Origin of the sequence: Albidovulum sediminis, assembly GCF_025380365.1 — a bacterium.
Classification (GTDB): Bacteria; Pseudomonadota; Alphaproteobacteria; order Rhodobacterales; family Rhodobacteraceae; genus Albidovulum; species Albidovulum sediminis.
In genome coordinates this window covers 125,514-146,154 of sequence record NZ_JAOCQF010000001.1, presented here as the reverse complement: position 1 = coordinate 146,154, position 20,641 = coordinate 125,514, and the positions used below count along the sequence as shown (strand labels likewise).

Sequence of the window (20,641 nt, the reverse complement as noted above, 5' to 3'; positions counted from 1 at the left end):
GGCGCGGATTGCTGTATAGATAGGAACGACATGCAGGCCCTTCCGGGGCTTGCCCCTCAGACCCATCGCGCCCGGCCGATCCCCGATGACCCTGCCTTCAGTCCCGCCACTGCCCGAACCGGACAAGGCCGCCGTCGATCCCGCACGGATGGCGCTTCTGGGCCACGACCTGCGCGCGGCCGTATCGGACGTGATCGGCGGGCTCCGGCTGATCGACCAGAGCCAGCTTGACGGCCACACCCGGCTGCAACTGGAACGGGTGCGCACGGCCGGCGAACTTCTTGCCCGGCTGATGGAAGAGACGCTCGCCGCGATGCTGGGCGAGGAGGATCCGGCCAGCGCCCATCCCGGCAACCTGCAACTCGCGCGGTTCCTCTACGACGTGGAAATGCGCTGGTCCGCCCGCGCCCATGAAAAGGGCCTGGGATTCCGCGTCACCCGCGCGCCCGAGGTTCCGCGGGTGATCGCGCTGGACCGGATCGCGCTGGAGCGCATCCTGTCCAACATCCTGTCGAACGCGGTCAAATACACCGACAGCGGCAGCGTCTCGCTCGACGTGGCGATGACCGAGGGCGGCGCGCTCACCATCACGGTCGAGGACGAGGGGCCCGGCTTTTCGGCCGCCGCCCTTGCGCGGCTGTTCGAATACGAGGGCCGACCCCTCGGGAACGCCAAGCCGGGTCTCGGGCTCGGCATGCATATCACCAAGGACCTGACCGGGCGGCTGGGCGGAAGCATCCTGGTGGAGAACCGGGCCGAGGGCGGCGCCCGCGTGCGGCTGGAACTGCCCGCAGAATCCTGGGACCGCCTGGCCGGGCAGGAACCCTCCGGCTCGCTGCCCGATCTCGGCCGGCTGAAGATCCTTGTCGCCGAGGACAACCCCACGAGCCAGGCCATCATCAGCCAGATGCTGACCCGGATGGGCGCGGAGCATGCCATTGCCGAAGACGGGGACGAAGCCCTGCACTGGCTGGAGCGCGAGGCGTTCGACCTTGCGCTCATCGATATCGAGATGCCGCGGATGTCGGGGATCGAGGTTATCCGCACGCTGCGGTCGATGACGCTGGCCAACCGGCGCATGCCGGTGATCGCCGTCACCGCCTATGTGTTACGCGCCAACCGCGACGCGATCTATGCAGCCGGCGCCGACGCCATCCTGCCCAAGCCGCTGCCGGGGATCGAGGTCTTCGGCAAGGCCATCGCCGATGTCCTCCACGGCGCCGGAACGCTGCGAAGCGAGGAGACGCCCCCCGCACCGGAGGAGATGAACCGCGACACCTTCGAACGGCTGATGTCCATCGCCGGGCCGGCCGCGGCGCGCGAACTTCTCGACCGGCTCGATGACGATCTGCGGCGCACGGAAGCGGAGCTTGCCGCGGGGCTGGCGGCAGAGGATCGCGGGGCCATCCGCGCCGCAACCCATGTGCTCATCGCGCTTGCGGGCGCCGTCGGGGCGGAACGCCTTCAGGCGCTGGCGCAGTCGCTGAACGCGATGGCGCACCAGAGCGAGGCGATCGGCCGCGCCGAGGGGGAGGAGGCGCTTGACCTTCTCCATCGCCTGATCGGGCTGGTGGCCGACGAGCGCGCCCGGCGTGCGGGGGCGGCATGACGGGCGCCCCGATCCTGCTGATCGAGGATACGCCGTCGCTGCGGATGGTCTACGAATCCGTCCTGAAGAATGCCGGCCACGTCGTCCGCAGCGAGGCCAGCGCCGAGGCAGGGCTGAAGGCGTTCAAGGCGGCCCGCCCGCCGGTCGTGCTTCTCGACCTGATGCTGCCCGACCGCGACGGGCTCGACCTGATGGAGGAGATGCTTGCGCTCCGGCCCGAGACGGCGGTGATCGTCGTCACCGCCAACGGCTCGATCAACAAGGCGGTGGGGGCGATGCGCAAGGGCGCGCACGAGTTCCTGGTCAAGCCTTTCGACGAGCAGCGGTTCCTGGCCGCTGTCGACAATGCGCTGAGGTCGGTCGCGACCATCGCACCGGCAGCGGCCGGCACGCCGGCGGACCGCCCGCCGGGCGAGTTCATCGGCCGCTCCGAACCGATGCGGAAGGTCTACGACCGCATCCGCTCGGCCGCGCGCTCCATGGCCACGGTCTTCATCACCGGCGAAAGCGGGACCGGCAAGGAACTTTGCGCGCAGGCGGTGCACGACCTGTCGAACCGGGCGCGCGGCCCCTTCGTGCCGATCAACTGCGGCGCGATCCCCTCGGAACTTCTGGAATCGGAGGTGTTCGGCCATGTGAAGGGATCCTTCACCGGCGCCATCGCCGACAAGCCCGGCGCGGCCGCCTCGGCCGATGGCGGCACGCTTTTTCTCGACGAGATCTGCGAGTTGGATCCGAACCTGCAGACCAAGCTGCTGCGGTTTCTCCAGACCTCGACCATCCAGCCGGTCGGGGCCGCCCGTCCGCGCAAGGTGAATGTGCGCATCGTCTGCGCCACCAACCGCGATCCGCAGGAAGCGGTTCGACAGGGCCGATTCCGCGAAGACCTCTATTACCGGCTGCATGTCGTGCCCATCCACCTGCCCCCCCTGCGCGAGCGGGGCGAGGACATCGCCCAGATCGCCGACATGGCGCTGGAGCGTTTCGCGCGCGAAGAGGGGCGCAGCTTCCGCGCCATCGACCCGGAAGTGCGCGCCCTTTTCCGCAACTTCCGCTGGCCGGGCAACGTGCGCCAGCTTCTGAACGTCATGCGCAACGTGGTGGTGCTGAACGACGGCACGGTGGTGACGCGGTCCATGCTGCCCTTCGAGATGCATCACCTTCTGGAGACGGGGACGGACGCCGGGGGCGACGGGCAGCCTGCCGTCACGCTCGACGGGCTGGTGGGACGCACGCTGGCCGAGGTCGAACGGATGGTGATCGAGGCGACGCTGGCGCGCCACGGCGGCTCGGTTCCCAAGGCCGCGCGCACGCTCGATGTCGCCGCCTCGACGCTCTACCGCAAGATCGAGGGCTGGAAGGCGCCCTGAGCCGCGCGGTCAGACGAACTGTTCGCGGGTGATCCGTTCTTCAAGCCCGTGGCCGGGGTCGAAGAGGATGCGGTGGCGCACCCCCGGTTCCGAGCGGATCTCGACCGACCGCACGCGCCGCACGGAAACCCGGCTGTCGGCATCGGCCATCACCGGGCGCTTGTCCGCCTCGAGCACGTCGAAACGGATCGTGGCGGTCGTTGGCAGAAGGGCGCCGCGCCAGCGCCGGGGGCGGAACGCGGCCATCGCGGTCAGCGCCAGGACCTGCGTGCCGATGGGCAGGATCGGGCCGTGGGCGGAATAGTTGTAGGCGGTCGATCCCGCCGGCGTGCAGACAAGCGCGCCGTCGCAGACCAGTTCCTCAAGCCGCACGATGCCGTCGATGGTGATCCTGAGCTTGGCGGCCTGCGGCCCGGCCCTGAGCATCGACACCTCGTTGATCGCCAGCGCCGTGCGCACCTGCCCGTCCTCGCCCACCGCCCGCATCGACAGGGGGTTGATGACCTCTTCCCGGGCGCGGGCGAGGCGCTCCTGCAGGCCCTCCTCGGCGTATTCGTTCATCAGGAAGCCGATGGTGCCGCAGTTCATGCCGTAGACCGGGGCGGCAAGTCCCTGGGTATCGTGCAGCGTATGGAGCATGAACCCGTCGCCGCCGAGCGCCACGATGGCCCCCGCAGCGTCGAGATCGACGTTGCCATAGCGCGCGACCAGCCGCGACAGCGCGGATTGCGCCACCTCGGTCTCGCTGGCCAGGAAAGCGATGGGAACAGACACAATGACCTCCCGCCCGCCCGGTGAGTGCCCGGGGACTGCCGGCATTGATCCACGCCGGACCGGCGAAGACAAGCCCCATGGCCCCCGCCCGGCGGCAAAGCTGGGCGGCGGGATGCGCGCGGCTGTGGAGCGCAAAAAAGTTTCCTATCGGAAACCATGTTTCGCCGGTGCGCCAAATCAGGTCGGATTCAAACTTCTCGGCTGCCCTCCCCTCGGGTAAAGAGCGCACGACGCGTGAAATCAGGAGACGCCCATGAACGCCCCCCACCGCGACGCCGGATTCTTTACCGAGAGCCTTGCCAGCCGCGACCCCGAGCTTTTCGGCTCGATCCGCAACGAACTGGGCCGCCAGCGCGACGAGATCGAACTGATCGCGTCGGAAAACATCGTCTCCCTCGCCGTGCTCGAGGCGCAGGGCTCGGTGATGACCAACAAGTATGCCGAAGGCTACCCGGGCAAGCGCTATTACGGCGGCTGCCAGTATGTCGACGTGGCCGAAACGCTGGCGATCGAACGCGCCAAGCAGCTGTTCGACTGCAAGTTCGCGAACGTCCAGCCGAACTCGGGCAGCCAGATGAACCAGGCGGTGTTCCTGGCGCTTCTGAAGCCCGGAGACACGTTCATGGGGCTTGACCTCAACTCCGGCGGCCACCTGACCCACGGCTCGCCCGTCAACATGTCGGGCAAGTGGTTCAACGTCGTCTCCTACGGCGTGCGCCAGCAGGACCAGCGGCTGGACATGGAGGACGTGCGCGCCAAGGCGCTCCAGCACCGGCCGAAGCTGATCCTGGCCGGCGGCACCGCCTACTCGCGCGAATGGGACTGGGCGGCGTTCCGCGCCATCGCGGACGAGATCGGCGCCTGGCTGCATGTCGACATGGCCCATATCGCCGGGCTTGTCGCGGGTGGCGTCCATGCCTCGCCGCTGCCGCACGCCCATGTCGTGACCACGACCACGCACAAGAGCCTGCGCGGCCCCCGCGGCGGGATGATCCTGACCAATGACGAGGATATCGCCAAGAAGATCAACGCGGCGGTCTTCCCCGGCCTTCAGGGCGGCCCCTTGATGCATGTGATCGCCGCCAAGGCCGTGGCCTTCGGCGAGGCGCTGCGGCCGGAGTTCAAGGCCTATGCGGCGCAGGTCAAGGCCAACGCCGCCGCGATGGCGGACGAGCTGATGAAGGGCGGCATCGACATCGTCTCGGGCGGGACCGACAACCACCTGTGCCTGGCCGACCTGCGCCCGAAGAAGGTGACCGGCAAAGCGGCGGAGGCCGCCCTTGGCCGCGCCCACATCACCTGCAACAAGAACGGCGTGCCCTTCGACCCTGAAAAGCCCTTCGTGACCTCGGGCGTGCGCCTCGGCGCGCCGGCCGGCACCACGCGCGGCTTCGGCGAGGCGGAGTTCCGCCAGATCTCCCGCTGGATCGTCGAGGTCGTAGACGGCCTTGCCGCCCATGGCGACGAGGGCAACGGCGCGGTCGAGGCCAAGGTGCGGGGCGAAGTCGCGCAGCTTTGCGCGCGCTACCCGCTCTACCCGACGCTCTGAGGCGTCAGGGCCGGGCTTCAGGGGCGTCCCGCAGGGGGCGCCCCAGTCTGTTTTGTCACCCGCGCGCGCGGCGCGTCCCGATCACTTCGGAAAAACGGCGATCCCCACCGGCACGGGCCGGCTGGCGGGCACGGCTTCCACCGGCGCGGGTTGCGCGGCCGCGGCAATCTCTGCCCGGTATCCGGCCAGGTCGGGCCGCTTCTTCGGAATGCTCTTCATGTCCTGCCTTCTTGTCGCTGTCGGCGCCCTGCCTTGGGCGAAACCAGCACAGAGATAGTCCCCGGCCCCGCCCGGTGCAACCCGGCGCCGGGCCCGGTCGCGGGAACGTGCCTAGAGGAACCCCCGCCAGACGAGGGTCGAAAGCAAGAGAAGCCCGGTCGCGAGAAGGACAAAGGCGACCTGCGCGGCGAAATCCAGTAGCCGGTTCAGCCACCTTTGCCGCGACCCGATCGGGCGCAGGTAACGCAGGCAGGCGTCGAAGGCCGCCGCCACGCGGGCGCGATCCATCCGCGCGGCGAGGACCGGATGGCCCGCCTCGGCGACCGCGCGGCTCAGCACCTCAGCCTCGGCCCGGATCCGCTTCGGCAGCCTTCCGCCGCCGCGGCGCAGCTTGTCGGCGAGGGTCCGCCCCCGCACGCCCAGCCTGTCCCCCATCAGCGCGGCGATGCGATCCGCCATCTCCTCGACCGAAACACTCTTCATCCGCGCACTCCTCCGGAGCGCGATCCTAGCGGCGGAGCGCGGACCGGGCAACGTTCTGGCGCGGCGACGCTCTGGTGCAGGGGCGTGGGCCGCGCTAGGAAGGGCCATGCTGACCATCACCCGATACGGGGCGCCCACCGCCCTGCCCCCGCTTCTCATCGTGCACGGCCTGTTCGGGTCGGCGCGCAACTGGGGCGCCATCGCGCGCCGCATGGCCTCCGACCGCGAGGTGGTGACCGTCGACATGCGCAATCACGGCGAAAGCCCGTGGTTCCCCACGCACAGCTACGCCGACATGGCCGCCGACCTCGCCGAAGTGATCGAGGCAATCGGCGGGCGGGCCGATGTCGTCGGCCATTCGATGGGCGGCAAGGCCGCGATGCAGCTTGCGCTGACGCATGGCGAAAAGGTCGGCCGGCTGGTCGTAGCCGACATCGCCCCGGTGGCCTACGGGCATAGCCAGAACCACCTGATCGCGGCGATGCGCGGGCTCGACCTTGCGGGCCTCGAGAGCCGGTCCGAGGCCGACCGCCGCCTTGCCGCCACGGTCGAGGACCCCGGCGTGCGAGCCTTCCTTCTGCAATCGCTGGACCTGAAGGCCGATCCGCCGCGCTGGCGGCTGAACCTCGACGTGCTTGAGGCCGAGATGGCCGGGATCGTCGGCTGGCCGGGGACCGGGGGGCGCTTCGACGGTCCGGTGCTGTTTCTCTCCGGCGCCGCGTCGGACTATGTCCGCCCCGAGCATCGCGCCGGGATCAAGCACCTGTTCCCGCAGGCGAAACAGGCGAAAATCCCGGGCGCGGGCCATTGGCTGCATGCCGACCGCCCGCGCGAGTTCGAGGCGGCGCTGCGCGCCTTCCTCGGCTGATCCGAGGGATCAGGCCGCCGGGCGCTTCATGCGCAGCAAGAGCCCGTCGCGCAGCACGAACTGGTGATAGAGCGCGCCCAGGATGTGCAGGCCCGACAGGATCAGCAGCAGGGTGGTCATCACCTCATGCACCTCGCTCAGGTCGCTCAGCCCGCCGAACCAGGCCAGGGCGCCCGTCACCGGCAGGGCGAACAGCAGCGCGTAAAGCCCCAGATGCGTCAGCCCGGCGACCCTTTCCATCAGGACACTGCCGCCGGCCGGCGCTTCGGGCGCGCCCCGGCGCAGACGGAGTGCCACGCGCCAGCCGACCAGGGCCAGGATCGCAAGCCCGCCGAAGACGTGAAACGGCACCGTCGGGTCAAAACCCGCCTCCTGTCCCTGTCGGAAGGCGCGCCAAGCGCCCTTGATCCCGTCCTCGAAGACGAACTGCGGGATCAGGAGAAGAAAGACAGCCCAGTGCAGAAGGATCTGAGAACGGCTGTAGCCTTGTGGTTTCATCACTGCCTCCGAATATCACACGGATGTTGAACGCGCAGCCGGCGCGGTTCCGTCGCGCGTCACGCCATCAGGCGGCGGGCTATGGCCCAGGCGACGGGAACCGCCGCCACCGCGCCCAGGAGGGCGGCCAGGATGATCGGGCGGGCGCCCGGCATCTGCATGCTCAGCACGGCGACGACCGCCGAACCCGCAAGCACCGTCGCGGCGAGCGCATAGATCACGAAGAGGAGGCGAAGCATGGATGTCCCTTTCCACCTTGCGCACATTTCCGTGGTAACGTTGCCCCGCGGCCGCCGTCCACGCCTTGATCTGGATCACCCGTCGCAGTCGATGTCGAACCGCGCCTCGCCGGTATCACCCGGCAGGCCCGTGACCTTCGAGCCCGGCAGCGCCCGGCAGCCGGTGGTCACGCGGACCGCCTCCTCCATCAGCGCGGGGACCGCGTCGCGCGCGGCGCGGCCAAGGTAGCCCAGGCGCACGACCTCGGCCCGGTCGCCCTTGCGGAAGACGACGAAGTCGATGCCCGAAAGCCGCACCTCATGCCGTTCGGCGCCGAAGAACTGCGGCGCGGGCGAGGCGCCGCAGGCCGCAAGGAGAAGAAGGGGGAACAGAGCGCGCATGGCCGCACGCTCCCACCCAAGGGTTAACGGCCGGTTAACGCGCAGCCGGGCCGGGGCTAGTCGAAGACCCGCCCCGCCAGGTTGCCGATCCCGTTTGCCACGCCGCGCGCCGGCGCGCCGGTCAGCACTCCGCCTGTTTGCGGCAGTCCGAGCCCCGCACGGGCCGAGGGGTTCACCGTGAGGTACCCCCACACGAGCCCCGCGCCGATCAGGGCGGCGACCAGAAACCTTGTCATCGACACCTCCCGCCAGATCGCCCGAGCTTAGCACGTTCCACCCGCCGTGCCGATGCCCCGCCGGGACGCCTCGCGGGGGCGCGTCGTTGCCTGTTTCCATCCGCGCGTCTCTCTGTCAGGCTGAGCGCAAAGGGAGGACGCGATGACAAGACGGACCGGATGGATACTGGCCCTTCTGATGCTGGGCACGTTGCCCGGCTGTGCCGCGGTCATCGTCGGCGCGGGCGGCGCGGTGTTGGCCGACGAGGTGGTCGAGGATCGGGAAGGCGGCGACGGGCTGTTCTGAGCGGGTCAGCGGCCGGCACCCGTCGCCGGGCGCCGGCCCTGCATTCAACTGGGCGCGCTGTATTTCGCGGCGATGGCGCCTGCGGCCTTCTGCGCCTGCAGGAACTCGGCCGAGGTGAAGCACTGAACGGTCTTGAGGCCCGACACCGCGCCCGACGCCCCGGCGGCGATCAGCGCCGAGAGCATCTTCAGGATATCGTCCGAGGTGACGCGCATGATGAAATCCGTCTCCCCCGTCGTCAGGAAGAAGCTTTCGAGCTTGCCGCCCGCCGCCGCCACCAGCGCGCCGGTCGCCTTTTCCCGGTCGCTCGGATGCGCGATCATGCCGCTCATGGCGGCTGGCGTGTAGCAGCCGGTGATGATGTACTGAGCCATGTCAAGGTCCCTCCCGGGCAGGCACCTCTACGCCCGGCCCACGGGATTGCAGGCCGATCCCGGAAACCCACCCGAGCGGGCAGTCTAGCACGTTCGCCGCGGCTTTGGCACCGGAACCGCGTAAGGCCGCCGATGGCCCCCTCAGACGAAGATCGCGTAAAGCTCCGCAAGGACGGTCAGGCCGATGAGCGCGGAGGTGATCGCCTTCAGCGCTGCGAAGTTCCGCCCCGCCAGCGCGCGGCCCATGTGGGTCGCCTTCATCTCGTCACTCATGTCGTCGCGCAGGGCGGCGATGTCGTCGAGCGCCACCCGCCCGGCGATGATGCCGAAGGCGCCGGCGGCGATCGCCAGCATCGTCAGCGGCGCGGAATAGCCCTCCGGCCCGAAGTGGATGAAGCCGGCATTGGCGGCAAGCACGAACAGCGAGGTGCGCAAGATCGCGAACAAGTGGTCCGAACGCGACATCGACAGGTAGTTCCGTTGGTCCGGTGTCATGGTCTGTCCCCTTCCCTTGGTTGTTCTGGTGGGGGGAGAATAGCACGAATCGAACATTTAGGAACGGTGGGAGGTCAGGGCGCCCGAGGACCGTCAGGTGACGTGATAGTGGCACGCCATCTGGTCCGATTGGCTGGATGCGCAAGCCGGAGGCCAAGGGGGTATCCGTGCAGCCGGACGCTGCCAAATCGGGGCGCGGCTGCTTGGGGTGAGACCGGATCAGAAGCGGTCTAGTGGACCGGTTCCCGGTCGAACGCCTGCTCGCGTCGGGCAGGCCGGGAGTGCGCAGTATCGCGCCTGGCCCGAAGGGCAGGCCGTCGAGGCAGTGCCCCGATTTCGTCATATCGCCGAAATCGGGCGAAAGGAGTCGGGGTGAACCCCGACCTGCGCATTGCTACAGCTCGCTGCGAGGGGTGGTACGCACGAAAACCCACCCTAAGACAGGCCAACAGCAAGCCGTTGATTCTTAAATGAAATTCAAGAACGCGACGAGTCACTGGCAAGCAAAAACAACTATAGCCACCCGAGGGTGGCTATAGGACTTGCCGCCTGCGGAGCAGTTCGGCTACTAGCGATTGCTATGGCAAAGATATGGCTCTTGCGCATATCCTTGTCAATATAGACAAGCTGATTTGGGTAAATCTATGGTGAAAATTTGCTATGTTGACGAGGCTGGGTGCACTGGAACTCTCGAAAGCGCAACATCTAGCATACAGCCAACATTAGCCATCACGGGCTTGATTGTTGATTACTCATCGCTGCACAAGCTCACCTCGGATATGATCGAAGCAAAGCAGAGGTTCTTCCCGAGGCTCCTTCCCGCCACAGCGACTCACCTCGATTGGATTCGCGCCGAAGTTAAGGGTGCCGAACTAAGAAAACAGGCTTGCCAGTCATCGCGCAACGAGAAACGTCATGCGTTTGGCGTGATCGACAAAGTGACCGCACTGTGTGCCGCGGCTTCCGCCAAAATTGTCGGACGAGTGTGGGTCAAGGGCATCGGCACGCCCATGAATGGGACGTCTGTGTACACATATTCAATTCAATCTATATATCAGGATTTCCAGAAATACCTGGAGCGCGCGAATGACATCGGTTTCGTCGTGTCAGACAGCAGGGTTCACCATCTGAACACTCAAGTTGCCCATTCAGTCTTCACTCAAAAATTCAAGGGCACCGGCGACACGTATGACCGCATCGTTGAGCTTCCGGCCTTCTCACATTCTGACAATCACGCCGGCCTGCAACTTATTGATTTGGTTTGCTCCGCGATCATCACGCCGATTGCCATCGAAACCTGCTGCAAGGGCCACGTGACCAGCCCTCACGTTAGACCGGGCTACACCACTATAAAGGAGCGGTACAAAATATGGCTCAGGGAAAGTCAATTCAGGTACAATGAAGCAAGTGGCCGAACTAGGGGCGGCCTGACGGTTTCCGACGGGATTTCACAGAAGCCCGGAGGGGCTCTATTTCGCTAAACTAGCTATCCATCTTCAGCGCGTTGATGAACGCCTGCTGCGGGATCTCCACCTTGCCGAACTGGCGCATCTTCTTCTTGCCGGCCTTCTGCTTGTCCAGAAGCTTGCGCTTGCGCGTCGCGTCGCCGCCGTAGCATTTCGCCGTCACGTCCTTCCTGAGCGCCGCGATGGTCTCCCGCGCGATGACGCGGCCGCCGATGGCCGCCTGGATCGGGATCTTGAACATGTGGCGCGGGATCAGGTCCTTGAGCTTTTCGCACATCACCCGGCCGCGCGCCTCGGCGCGGTCGCGGTGGACCATGATCGACAGCGCGTCGACCGGTTCGTCGTTCACCAGGATCGACATCTTGACCAGCAGATCCTCGCGGTATTCGAGCATCTGGTAATCGAAGCTCGCATAGCCCTTGGTCACCGATTTCAGCCGGTCGTAGAAGTCGAAGACGACCTCGGCCAGCGGCAGGTCGTAGACCACCATCGCGCGCGAGCCGGCATAGGTCAGGTCCATCTGGATGCCGCGCCGGTCCTGGCAAAGCTTCAGCACATCGCCGAGGTAGTCGTCCGGCACCATGATGGTGGCCTTGATTCGCGGCTCCTCGATATGGTCGACGTAGGTCAGGTCCGGCATGTCGGCGGGGTTGTGCAGGTCGCGCACCTCGCCGTCCTTCATGTGCAGCCGGAAGACGACCGAGGGCGCGGTGGTGATCAGGTCGAGGTCGTATTCCCGTTCCAGCCGGTCGCGGACCACCTCGAGATGGAGAAGGCCGAGGAAGCCCATGCGGAAGCCGAAGCCGAGCGCGGCCGAGGTTTCCATTTCGTAGCTGAAGGAGGCGTCGTTCAGCGCCAGTTTCTCGATCCCGTCGCGCAGGCCCTCGAAATCGGCGGCGTCCACCGGGAAGAGGCCGCAGAAGACGACAGGTTGCGCCGGCTTGAAGCCCGGCAGGGCGGTGGCGCAGGGCTTCCTCTCATGGGTGATGGTGTCGCCCACGCGGGTGTCGCGGACCTGCTTGATCGAAGCGGTGAAAACGCCGATCTCGCCCGGGCCAAGTTCGGCGATGTCGACCATCTGCGGACGCAGGACGGCAAGCTTGTCGATGCCGTACTGCGCGCCTGTCTGCATCATCTTGATGCGGTCGCCCTTGCGGATCACGCCGTCCATGACGCGGATCATCACGACAACGCCAAGGTAGGGGTCGTACCAGCTGTCGACCAGCATCGCCTTCAGGGGCGCGTCGCGGTCGCCCTTCGGCGCCGGCAGGCGGTTGACGATGGCCTCGAGCACGTCGGGGATGCCAAGGCCGGTCTTGGCGGAAATCGGGATCGCGTCCTGGGCGTCGATGCCGATCACGTCCTCGATCTCGTGCTTGACCGCGTCGACATCGGCGGCGGGCAGGTCGATCTTGTTGAGGACCGGCACGATCTCGTGGTTGGCGTCGATCGCCTGGTAAACGTTGGCCAGCGTCTGCGCCTCGACCCCCTGCGTCGCGTCGACGACGAGAAGCGAGCCCTCGACCGCGCGCATCGACCGGCTGACCTCGTAGCCGAAGTCGACATGGCCCGGCGTGTCGATCAGGTTCAGCACGTAGTCGCGCCCATCCTTCGCGCGGTAGTCGATGCGCACGGTGTTGGCCTTGATGGTGATGCCGCGTTCCCGCTCGATGTCCATCGAGTCGAGAAGCTGTTCCTTCATGTCGCGGTCGGCCACGGTGCCGGTCGTCTGGATCAGACGGTCGGCCAGAGTGGATTTACCGTGGTCGATGTGCGCCACGATGGAGAAATTGCGGATCTGTGCGAGCTCGGTCATGATCCGCGCGATATGCTTGGGAAATGGCTTACGGTCAATGGGGAAGGACCTGCGCGGGCAGCGCCGCCGCCCCTCGCCCCCGTCCCGGCGCGGGAAGCCCGCGCCCGGGCCGGGCGCCGATGCGGACGCGCCTAGGCGAACCGCACCCCGCGGGTCTGGGCGCGCAGGCGGGGGTCGCGGGACTTCACCAGCACCGGTCCGCCCGCCAGCGCCTCGTCGCAGCGCTCCAGCGTCTCGCGTTCCAGCCGCTCCATCGCCTCGGCGGTGTAGAAGGTCAGGTGCGGCAGCATGAGGACGTTGGGCAGCCCGAACAGTGGGCTCATCAGGTGGCCCGAAAGGCTGAGCGGCTCGGACGAGAAGACGTCGAGCCCGGCGCCCGCGATGCGCCCGCCCGTCAGCGCGGCGACAAGGGCCGCCTCGTCCACCAGCGCCCCGCGCGAGGAGTTGATGAGGAAGGCGGTGGGCTTCATCGCCGCCAGTTCGGCCGCGCCGATGATATGACGCGTGGTGTCGTTCAGCGTGCAGTGGAGCGAGACAAAGTCGGACTGCCCGAGGAGGTCGTGCAGGTCGTCGATCTTCTCAACCCCGTGGGCGGCCATCTCTGCCGCGTCCATGCCGGGGTTGAAGGCGATGACGCGGGCGCGGAACCCCTGCCCCGCCATGCGCGCAAAGCTGCGCCCGATCCGGCCCAGGCCGACAATGCCCACGGTCTTGCCCGCGATGTCGCTGCCCATCCAGCGCGCGGTCGGCCAGGCCCAGCCCGCGCCCTGCATCTGCCGGTCAAGCGGCACCAGCCGCTTGGCCAGCGCGATCATCAGGGCAATGGCGCCCTCGGCCACCGTGTCCTCGGCGTATTCGGGGATGTTGACGACGGGAACCCCGCGCGCCATGGCGGCGGGAATGTCGATCGCGTCGATGCCCACGCCATACTTCACGATGGCCTTCAGACGCGTCGCCGCGGCGATCACGCGGGCGGTGACGGGCGTGTAGCACATCAGGAGAAGATCGGCGTCGGCCACCTCCGCGGCGAGCTGATCCTCGCCCACCCCCTCGGGCAAAAGGACAAGTCGACCGTGGCCGGCCAGATCCCGGTCGATCAGGGGCGTCTCCAGCTCGCGGTCGGTGCGGACGAATTTCACGGCGTCTCCTCCGGGCGGAGACTGCGGGGACGCGGGACTTCGGTCAAGGGGCCGTTCGTGCTAGACTGGGGCCTGCAAGGCAGGCTCGGAGGGCGGGCAATGCGCGAGATCGCGGTGGAGGTGCGGGTCACGGGCCGGGTGCAGGGCGTTGCCTACCGCGCATGGGCAAGGGCCGTGGCTGCGTCCCGAGGGCTCAGGGGCTGGGTCAGGAACCGCGACGACGGCTCGGTCGAGGCGTTGGTGGCCGGACCTGAGGAGGCGGTGACGGAGATGGTCACGGCCATGTCCGAAGGCCCGGGGGCGGCGCGCGTAACCGACGTCTTCACCACCCCGGCCGATCCCGCCTCCGTCGCGCCGGGGTTCGAGATCCGTTACTGACGCGGATTTGCGTTGCCTCGCCGACTGGCTAGCTGCTAATCAGATGCAGCACAAACAACTCCCGGTCGAGCCCCGGACATGCCCCCGAAATTCGGTACGAGCGGTCTTCGCGGCTTGGTGGACGAGTTGACGCCGGACTGCGTGGCCGCTTACGTGCAGGCGTTCCTCACGTCCTGCCCCACCGGCGCGGGGCTTTGCATCGGGCATGACCTCAGGCCGTCCTCCCCGGCCATCGCGGCGGTGGTGGCGGCGGTGGCGCGCGACCGGGGAAGCCGGGTTTTCGACTGCGGCGCGGTGCCGACGCCGGCGCTGGCGCTTCGGGCGCAGACGCGGGCTTGCGCGGCGGTCATGGTCACCGGCAGCCACATCCCCGCGGACCGCAACGGTCTCAAGTTCTACACGCCCGCGGGCGAGATCACGGATGCCGAACAGGCCGCGATCCTGTCCGCGCTCGCCCCGGCGGCGGCGCCAGCACCTTCTGCGCCCGCCGAAGGCGACGGAAGCTGCGCGCAGGACTATCTCGACCGCTACGCGCGCGCCTTCGGCCCGCAGGCGCTGTCGGGCCTCAGGATCGGCATCCATGAACATTCGACCGTTGCCCGCGACCTGATGGCGCAGGCCGTCCGTGCGCTGGGCGGACAGGCCCTGCCCTTCGACCGCAGCGACACCTTCGTGGCGCTGGATACCGAGGCGCTTGCCCCGGAACTCCGGCACCGGCTTGCCGCGGAAGTGCGGGCGCAGGGGCTGAACGCGATCCTGTCGGCCGATGGCGACGCCGACCGCCCGCTTGTCGTCGATGACCGTGGGCGGGTGGTGCCGGGCGACATCCTCGGCCCGCTGAGCGCGCGGTATCTGGGCGCGGAGATCCTGTGCACCCCGGTCACCTCCAACAGCGCCGTCGATGCGATGGGCTTTACCCGCGTCCGCCGCACCGCGATCGGATCGCCGAAGGTCATCGAGGCGATGGTGGCCGAGGGCGCGGGACGCCGCGCCGTGGCGGGATACGAGGCCAACGGCGGTTTTCTGCTGGGCTTCGACGCCAAGGGTCCGGCAGGCCCGCTTCCGGCACTGATGACCCGCGACTCGATGCTGCCCGCCCTTGTTCCCCTTGTCGCCGCCGCAGAACGCGGCATCACGCTGTCGGACTTCGTCGACACCGTGCCGCCGCGCTTCACCGCGGCCGACCGGCTGACGGAATTTCCCCCCGCGCGCGCAAGGGCGCTGATCGCCCGCCTTCTGGAGGAACCGGCGGCGCTTCAGCTCATGCTCGACGGTCTGGGCGCGGAGGTCGCGCGGGATCTCACCGACGGTCTCAGGCTGACGCTTGCGGGGGGCGATGTCGTCCATCTGCGGCCCTCGGGCAATGCGCCGGAACTGCGCTGCTACGGCGAAAGCGCCCTGCCCGAACGCGCGGCCGCGCTGGTCGCCGGGATGCTGGCGCGGGTGGAGCATTTTCGGGAATGAACCCGGCGCAGCGCCAGAGGCGTGAAGAACTGACCGCGGATCGGGTTTGCCCGGCCCGGCCGGATGGCAGGACCAGGAACGGGAGAGGCCGAAGTTGATTACACCTGTCATCCTCTGCGGCGGCTCGGGGACGCGGCTCTGGCCCGTGTCGCGCCGGGCCTACCCGAAGCAGTTCGTGCGCCTTCTGGGCGAGGAGACGCCCTTTCAGGCCACGGCCCGGCGCGTCGCCGGGGCGCCCTTCGCCGCGCCCGTGGTGATGACCGCCGCCGACTTCCGCTTCATCGTCGGCGAGCAGCTGGCCGAGGCCGGCATCGGCCCCGGCGCGATCCTGATCGAACCTGCCCCCCGCAACACAGCGCCCGCAATCCTGGCCGCGGCATTGTCCGCCGTCGCCAGCAATGCGGATGCGACGCTTCTGATCCTGCCGTCCGATCACGCGGTGCGCGACCCCGCCGCCTTCCGGGCGACCGTCATGCTGGGGATGGAGGCTGCGGGAAAGGGCCGGATCGTGACCTTCGGCATCACCCCCGACCGGGTCGAGACCGGCTACGGATACCTGCTGCTGCCACGGGACGCCGGCGCGGTGTCGCCGCTGGCCGGTTTCATCGAGAAGCCGGACGCGGCGCGGGCGGCGGCGATGATCGCAGAAGGGAACTGCCTGTGGAACGCCGGCATCTTCCTGGCGCGCGCGGACACGATCGTCGCCGCCTTCGCGGCGCATGCGCCCGAGTATCTCGCCCCGGTGCAGGCATCGCTTGACGGCGCGCGTGACGATCTCGACTTCCGCCGCCTCGCCCCCGCCCCGTGGGAGGGGCTGGCGGATCGTTCGATCGACTATGCGGTTCTCGAGAAGGCGGCCAACCTTGACGTGGTCCGCTACCAGGGGCACTGGTCCGACCTCGGCGGCTGGGAAGCGGTCTGGCGCGAAAGTGCCGCCCGGGAGGATGAGGTGGTGGCGGGGCCGCGCTGCACCGCCATCGACTGCCAGGCGACGCTCCTGCGGTCGGACGATCCCGCGACCGAGGTCGTGGGGATCGGCCTGTCGGACGTGATGGTGGTGGCGACGGGCGACGCGGTGCTGGTTGCCGACCGGCGGCGGTCGCAGGACGTTCGCCTGGCGGTCACCGCCCTGAAGGAGAAGGGCGTTCGTCAGGCCGAGGCCTTTCCGCGCGATCACCGCCCCTGGGGATGGTCCGAAACCCTGACGCTCACCGACGCCTTCCAGGTCAAGCGCATCGTCGTCAAGCCGGGCGGGATCCTGTCCCTTCAAAGCCATCGCCACCGGGCCGAACACTGGGTGGTCGTCACCGGAACCGCCCGCGTGACCATCGGGCCGGAGGTGTCGATCGTGCAGGAAAACCAGTCCGTCTATGTCCCGCAGGGCGCGACGCACCGGCTCGAAAACCCCGGCGACGGGCCGATGGTGCTGATCGAGGTGCAGACGGGCAGCTATTTCGGCGAAGACGACATCATCCGCTACGAGGACGCCTATGCGCGCTCCTGAATGCCGGCATCAGGGCCTGAGCAGGCGCGAGTAAAGCAGTATCCCCTGCCCCGTCAGGGCCCGCTCCACCGGGCGCCAGAGCGCGCCCATGGCGAGTGCGTCAAGACGTTCGGCGGCGGCGATCTCGGCCAGGCTGCGGCGCCCGTCGATCCGCGCCAGAAGCCGCGCGGCGGCCCGGTCGACCGGAAGGGTCACGCGGCTGGTCCCGCGCGTCACCGCCACCTCGCCCCTGCGCTCCACCTGCCGTGCAAGGTCCGGGCCGCTGACGCCCTTGAGGTGCGGCACCGACTGCGGGTCGGCGCCGGCGCGCGCGGGCATCCGGCCCTTCGGCACCGCATAGACGACGTGCGTCTTGATCGTCCCGTCCAGGCGTTCGGCCAGCGCCATCCGCTCCGCCGTCTCCAGCCCCTCGGGCAGGCCGGTGCCCTCGGGCAGGAACCGCGCCGGATCGTAGAGCGCGGCCATCGGAGCCCCGGCAAAGGCCAGGCCGGCGCGGTCGAGGCTGGCGACAAGGTCGTCGATGGCGAAGGGCCGGTCCTGCGCATGCAGGAGCAGGTCATAGAACCCTGCGTCGCCCTGCTCGTGATCGACCAGATGCGGGTTGCGGCGAAAGGGATGGCCTTCGGGCAGGCGCGCGTAGACCGCACGCGCCGTCCTTAGCCGCGCCTCGGGGGTCATGCCGCGCGTCAGCGTGGCGAAGGCGTCCTGAAGGGGATAGACGCCCGACCGGCCGTAGGGCGCATAGACCATCACGCCCATGCCGCCCTCGGGGGCGAGCGCACGCGCGAGCGCGTCGAAACCCGCCTGCGGGTCGGGAAGGTGGTGCAGCACGCCGCAGCAGTCGATGTAGTCGAAACGCCCCAGGTCGGCGGCATCCAGCAGGCTGCCGGTGGTGAAGGTGATGCCGGTCAGACCACGCACCCTTGCCCGTTCCTCCGCGATCTCGCGCGCCGCGCGCGAGAGGTCGAGATAGGTGATCTCGTAGCGCCGGCCCGCCGCCGTCAGGACCGCCGCAAGCTGGATCAGCGCGTCCCCCGTCCCGCCCCCGGCGACCAGCGCGCGGAAGGGGCGCGACCAGTCGCGCTGGCCGCCCCAGAGAAAGTGGTCGATCTCGAGCGGGTGCGAGGGCGAGCCGGTGATCAGCCGCCGGCGTTCGTCCGCCGGGTCGCGCTCGGGATAGGGATAGGCTTCGTAGTGTTCTTCGACCGTGGACATGCGCCCCTCCGTTTGCTCCGGTCTAGCAAGAGCCGCCGCCGGGGGGAACGGGCCAAACCCGTCATCGGCGTGTCGCGTCCGGACAGGAACGGCGGCGTGGCTGCCCCGAAGCTGGCCGCAACGCGGGGAGGTCGGAGCATGGCACAGCACTATTCGGAACGGCGCAAGATCGACCCCAACCGGGGCGACCGCTTGGGCGACGGCACGCCCAACGACAACGACCGGGTGGAAATCGGGCCGACGCAGCTTGCGTTTCGTGAATGGGAGGCGGCGGGGCTGAGCCTGCCCAACCTGGAGCGGATGCGCGCCGACCGGCTGGAGCGGATCGTCAAGGCCCTGGCCGCGCGCGGCTACGGCGGCATCCTGATGTTCGACCCGATGAACATCCGCTACGCCACCGACACCACCAACATGCAGCTCTGGAACGCGCACAACCCGTTTCGCGCCTGCCTTGTCTGCGCCGACGGCCACATGGTGATCTGGGAATACAAGAACGCGCCCTTCCTCGTCTCGTTCAACCCGCTGATCCGGGAGATTCGCGCCGGTGCGTCGTTCTTCTACGCCGTCTCGGGCGATCTGGGCGATCGCGACGCGACCTCATTCGCCGGCCAGGTGGAAGAGGTGATGCGGGCGCATGCGGGCGCGAACCGGCGGCTGGCGGTGGACAAGATCCAGATCCACGGTCTGCGCGCGCTGGAACGCGCGGGCTTCGAGGTGATGGAGGGGGAGGAACTGACCGAGCGCACCCGCGCGATCAAGGGCCCGGACGAAATCCTCGCCATGCGCTGCGCCCATCACGCCTGCGAATCCGCGATCGCCGAGATGGAGGCATTCACCAGACAAAACGTACCTCTTGGTGGCGTAAGCGAGGACGATATCTGGGCAGAATTGCACAAATCGAACATCCGGCGTGGGGGCGAGTGGATCGAGACGCGGCTTCTGGCCTCGGGTCCGCGCACCAATCCGTGGTTCCAGGAATGCGGCCCCCGGATCGTCCAGCCGAACGAGATCGTGGCCTTCGACACCGACCTGATCGGATCCTACGGCATCTGCATCGACATCTCGCGCACCTGGTGGGTCGGAGGCGAACGCCCGACCAACGCCATGATCTCTGCCATGAACCACGCGCTTGACCACATCCGCGACCACCAGGCGCGGCTGCGGCCCGGCGTGTCGATCCGCGAACTGGTGTTCGGCGGCCATAAGCTTGAGGGCCAGTACTGGGCGCAGAAATATTCCTGCAAGATGCACGGGGTCGGGCTTTGCGACGAATGGCCCTATGTCCCCTACCCCGACGCCTGGGCCGAGGGCGCCTTCGACCATGTCATCGAGGAGGGCATGGTGATCTGCACCGAGGCGCTCGTCAGCCCCGAGGGCGGCGACTTCTCGATCAAGATCGAGGATCAGGTGCTGGTGACGGCGGACGGCTGCGAGAACCTGACGACCTATCCCTTCGATCCTGCGCTGGTGGGCGGCTGAGCCGGTCCTGCACGCTCAGCGGCGGTAGCGGGTCCGCATGAGATAGTCCTTGCGCGGCCCCGTGACGCGCCATTCGGCCGCCCACTCCGGCCAGCCGGCAAAGTCGTAGCGCACTGCGTAATGGTCGGGGGCGCAGAAATGCGTGGCCGCGGCCTCGGCGGGGTCGAAGTCGTGAAACGGCCGGCCATCGGCAAAGCAGATGGCGATACGCCCGGCACTTTCGGACCAAAGATAGGACCGTTCGGCCCGGACCGGCGCCGCCGCGCCGAAGGCAAGGCTTCCTTCCTCCCGGTACGTCAGGCCGGACCCGTCCGGCACGAACACGGCGGTGCCGGTGAATCGGCCTGCAAGCCCTGCGCGGTGATCGATGATCGCCCGCTCGACCCGCCAGAGCCCCGCGAAATCGGCAAGCGTGGGCGCGGTCATCGCGACATGTAGGTGCCGACCTTCGTGCCCCCGTCGTCGGCGGTAAAGCGCAGCCGCTTGCCGTCACCGCTCCGGTGGACGCGGGAACAGGTCCAGTCCCCCGCCGGCGGCCAGGCCATGCACAGTTTGTCGTCCTCGATCTTCCAGTAGCCGCGGCGCGTCTGCTCCGCCGCATGGCGGGTGGAGCCGTCCTCGGCAAAGCTTTGCGTCGCACCATCCTCGAAGCGCAGCCGCTGGGTGACGAGGGCGTTGTTCAACTGCCCCTCCTTCAGGCGCTTCCAGGACTCCTGCGCCTCCGCCCCGGTCGCGCAGAGGACGGTGACGGCCACAAGAAGAATCGTGATCAGCGCAGGTTTCATCGCTCCTCGCCCAT

24 protein-coding genes are annotated in these 20,641 nt (G+C 68.2%); 10 read left to right on the top strand and 14 right to left on the bottom strand.

Annotated elements, in window-relative coordinates; all coding sequences use genetic code 11:
- Positions 1–85: 85 nt before the first annotated feature.
- Together N5I32_RS00700 and N5I32_RS00695 are read left to right on the top strand one after the other, a co-directional pair.
- Positions 86–1,609, top strand: coding sequence for a response regulator (locus tag N5I32_RS00700; RefSeq protein ID WP_261493474.1), 1,524 nt, complete (start codon positions 86–88; stop codon positions 1,607–1,609).
- Positions 1,606–2,979, top strand: a complete 1,374-nt coding sequence (locus N5I32_RS00695; RefSeq protein WP_261493473.1) for a sigma-54-dependent transcriptional regulator — start codon at positions 1,606–1,608, stop codon at positions 2,977–2,979. Before N5I32_RS00700 ends, N5I32_RS00695 begins: the two co-directional genes overlap by 4 nt.
- 9 nt (positions 2,980–2,988) lie before the next feature.
- Here N5I32_RS00695 and N5I32_RS00690 read toward each other — a convergent pair whose 3' ends face one another.
- Positions 2,989–3,798, bottom strand: a complete 810-nt coding sequence (locus tag N5I32_RS00690; RefSeq protein WP_261493472.1) for an NAD kinase — start codon at positions 3,796–3,798, stop codon at positions 2,989–2,991.
- Between the two features lie 208 nt (positions 3,799–4,006).
- On the opposite strand from N5I32_RS00690, the gene glyA reads away from it, so the two are divergent.
- A complete protein-coding gene (gene glyA / locus N5I32_RS00685; RefSeq protein ID WP_261493471.1) occupies positions 4,007–5,302 on the top strand; it encodes a serine hydroxymethyltransferase in 1,296 nt (431 codons plus the stop codon).
- Between the two features lie 81 nt (positions 5,303–5,383).
- Here the strand turns inward: glyA and N5I32_RS00680 are convergent, their stop codons facing one another.
- Together N5I32_RS00680 and N5I32_RS00675 are read right to left on the bottom strand one after the other, a co-directional pair.
- Positions 5,384–5,521, bottom strand: coding sequence for a hypothetical protein (locus N5I32_RS00680; protein ID WP_261493470.1), 138 nt, complete (start codon positions 5,519–5,521; stop codon positions 5,384–5,386).
- 111 nt (positions 5,522–5,632) lie between these two features.
- Positions 5,633–6,004, bottom strand: coding sequence for a hypothetical protein (locus tag N5I32_RS00675; RefSeq protein WP_261493469.1), 372 nt, complete (start codon positions 6,002–6,004; stop codon positions 5,633–5,635).
- Between the two features lie 106 nt (positions 6,005–6,110).
- Here N5I32_RS00675 and N5I32_RS00670 point away from each other — a divergent pair, with 106 nt between their 5' ends.
- Positions 6,111–6,872: an alpha/beta fold hydrolase gene (locus tag N5I32_RS00670; RefSeq protein WP_261493468.1), complete on the top strand. Its 762-nt coding sequence runs from the start codon at positions 6,111–6,113 to the stop codon at positions 6,870–6,872.
- Between the two features lie 9 nt (positions 6,873–6,881).
- Here N5I32_RS00670 and N5I32_RS00665 read toward each other — a convergent pair whose 3' ends face one another.
- The 4 genes from N5I32_RS00665 to N5I32_RS00650 form a co-directional block, all read right to left on the bottom strand.
- The gene (locus tag N5I32_RS00665) at positions 6,882–7,370 is read right to left on the bottom strand and encodes a cytochrome b (protein ID WP_261493467.1); all 489 of its coding nucleotides are present in this window, start codon (positions 7,368–7,370) and stop codon (positions 6,882–6,884) included.
- A 59-nt stretch (positions 7,371–7,429) separates the two neighbouring features.
- Positions 7,430–7,609 carry a CTP synthetase gene (locus N5I32_RS00660; RefSeq protein ID WP_261493466.1) on the bottom strand — a complete coding sequence of 60 codons (180 nt, stop codon included), beginning with the start codon at positions 7,607–7,609 and terminating at the stop codon, positions 7,430–7,432.
- Positions 7,610–7,684: 75 nt separating this feature from the next.
- Positions 7,685–7,990, bottom strand: a complete 306-nt coding sequence (locus N5I32_RS00655; RefSeq protein ID WP_261493465.1) for a hypothetical protein — start codon at positions 7,988–7,990, stop codon at positions 7,685–7,687.
- Between the two features lie 56 nt (positions 7,991–8,046).
- Entirely contained in the window at positions 8,047–8,226 is a 180-nt protein-coding gene (locus N5I32_RS00650; protein WP_261493464.1) for a hypothetical protein, read from the bottom strand.
- Positions 8,227–8,368: 142 nt separating this feature from the next.
- On the opposite strand from N5I32_RS00650, the gene N5I32_RS00645 reads away from it, so the two are divergent.
- Positions 8,369–8,512, top strand: a complete 144-nt coding sequence (locus tag N5I32_RS00645; protein ID WP_261493463.1) for a hypothetical protein — start codon at positions 8,369–8,371, stop codon at positions 8,510–8,512.
- A 44-nt stretch (positions 8,513–8,556) separates the two neighbouring features.
- Here the strand turns inward: N5I32_RS00645 and N5I32_RS00640 are convergent, their stop codons facing one another.
- The gene (locus N5I32_RS00640) at positions 8,557–8,886 is read right to left on the bottom strand and encodes a GYD domain-containing protein (RefSeq protein ID WP_261493462.1); all 330 of its coding nucleotides are present in this window, start codon (positions 8,884–8,886) and stop codon (positions 8,557–8,559) included.
- Between the two features lie 141 nt (positions 8,887–9,027).
- Positions 9,028–9,381, bottom strand: a complete 354-nt coding sequence (locus N5I32_RS00635) for a hypothetical protein (protein WP_261493461.1) — start codon at positions 9,379–9,381, stop codon at positions 9,028–9,030.
- A 644-nt stretch (positions 9,382–10,025) separates the two neighbouring features.
- Here N5I32_RS00635 and N5I32_RS00630 point away from each other — a divergent pair.
- Positions 10,026–10,862, top strand: coding sequence for a DUF3800 domain-containing protein (locus N5I32_RS00630; protein ID WP_261493460.1), 837 nt, complete (start codon positions 10,026–10,028; stop codon positions 10,860–10,862).
- Position 10,863: 1 nt separating this feature from the next.
- On the opposite strand, the gene lepA is transcribed toward N5I32_RS00630, so the two are convergent.
- Both lepA and N5I32_RS00620 read right to left on the bottom strand, forming a co-directional pair.
- The gene (gene lepA, locus N5I32_RS00625) at positions 10,864–12,663 is read right to left on the bottom strand and encodes a translation elongation factor 4 (protein ID WP_261493459.1); all 1,800 of its coding nucleotides are present in this window, start codon (positions 12,661–12,663) and stop codon (positions 10,864–10,866) included.
- A gap of 131 nt (positions 12,664–12,794) precedes the next feature.
- The gene (locus tag N5I32_RS00620; RefSeq protein WP_261493458.1) at positions 12,795–13,802 is read right to left on the bottom strand and encodes a C-terminal binding protein; all 1,008 of its coding nucleotides are present in this window, start codon (positions 13,800–13,802) and stop codon (positions 12,795–12,797) included.
- A 99-nt stretch (positions 13,803–13,901) separates the two neighbouring features.
- On the opposite strand from N5I32_RS00620, the gene N5I32_RS00615 reads away from it, so the two are divergent.
- The 3 genes from N5I32_RS00615 to N5I32_RS00605 all read left to right on the top strand — a co-directional run bounded on the left by N5I32_RS00615 (position 13,902) and on the right by N5I32_RS00605 (position 17,148).
- Complete coding sequence (locus N5I32_RS00615; protein ID WP_261493457.1) at positions 13,902–14,180, top strand: acylphosphatase; 279 nt, start codon at positions 13,902–13,904, stop codon at positions 14,178–14,180.
- Positions 14,181–14,258: 78 nt separating this feature from the next.
- A complete protein-coding gene (locus tag N5I32_RS00610) occupies positions 14,259–15,644 on the top strand; it encodes a phosphohexomutase domain-containing protein (protein ID WP_261493456.1) in 1,386 nt (461 codons plus the stop codon).
- A gap of 94 nt (positions 15,645–15,738) precedes the next feature.
- Positions 15,739–17,148 (top strand): mannose-1-phosphate guanylyltransferase/mannose-6-phosphate isomerase, encoded by a 1,410-nt coding sequence (locus tag N5I32_RS00605; RefSeq protein ID WP_261493455.1) that lies wholly within the window; start codon positions 15,739–15,741, stop codon positions 17,146–17,148.
- 9 nt (positions 17,149–17,157) lie between these two features.
- Here N5I32_RS00605 and N5I32_RS00600 read toward each other — a convergent pair whose 3' ends face one another.
- Complete coding sequence (locus N5I32_RS00600; protein ID WP_261493454.1) at positions 17,158–18,363, bottom strand: class I SAM-dependent methyltransferase; 1,206 nt, start codon at positions 18,361–18,363, stop codon at positions 17,158–17,160.
- A gap of 138 nt (positions 18,364–18,501) precedes the next feature.
- Here N5I32_RS00600 and dddP point away from each other — a divergent pair, with 138 nt between their 5' ends.
- Complete coding sequence (gene dddP / locus N5I32_RS00595) at positions 18,502–19,842, top strand: dimethylsulfonioproprionate lyase DddP (protein ID WP_261493453.1); 1,341 nt, start codon at positions 18,502–18,504, stop codon at positions 19,840–19,842.
- 15 nt (positions 19,843–19,857) lie between these two features.
- Here the strand turns inward: dddP and N5I32_RS00590 are convergent, their stop codons facing one another.
- Together N5I32_RS00590 and N5I32_RS00585 are read right to left on the bottom strand one after the other, a co-directional pair.
- Complete coding sequence (locus N5I32_RS00590) at positions 19,858–20,268, bottom strand: DUF6314 family protein (protein WP_261493452.1); 411 nt, start codon at positions 20,266–20,268, stop codon at positions 19,858–19,860.
- The gene (locus N5I32_RS00585; protein WP_261493451.1) at positions 20,265–20,627 is read right to left on the bottom strand and encodes a hypothetical protein; all 363 of its coding nucleotides are present in this window, start codon (positions 20,625–20,627) and stop codon (positions 20,265–20,267) included. Before N5I32_RS00585 ends, N5I32_RS00590 begins: the two co-directional genes overlap by 4 nt.
- Positions 20,628–20,641 lie beyond the last annotated feature (14 nt).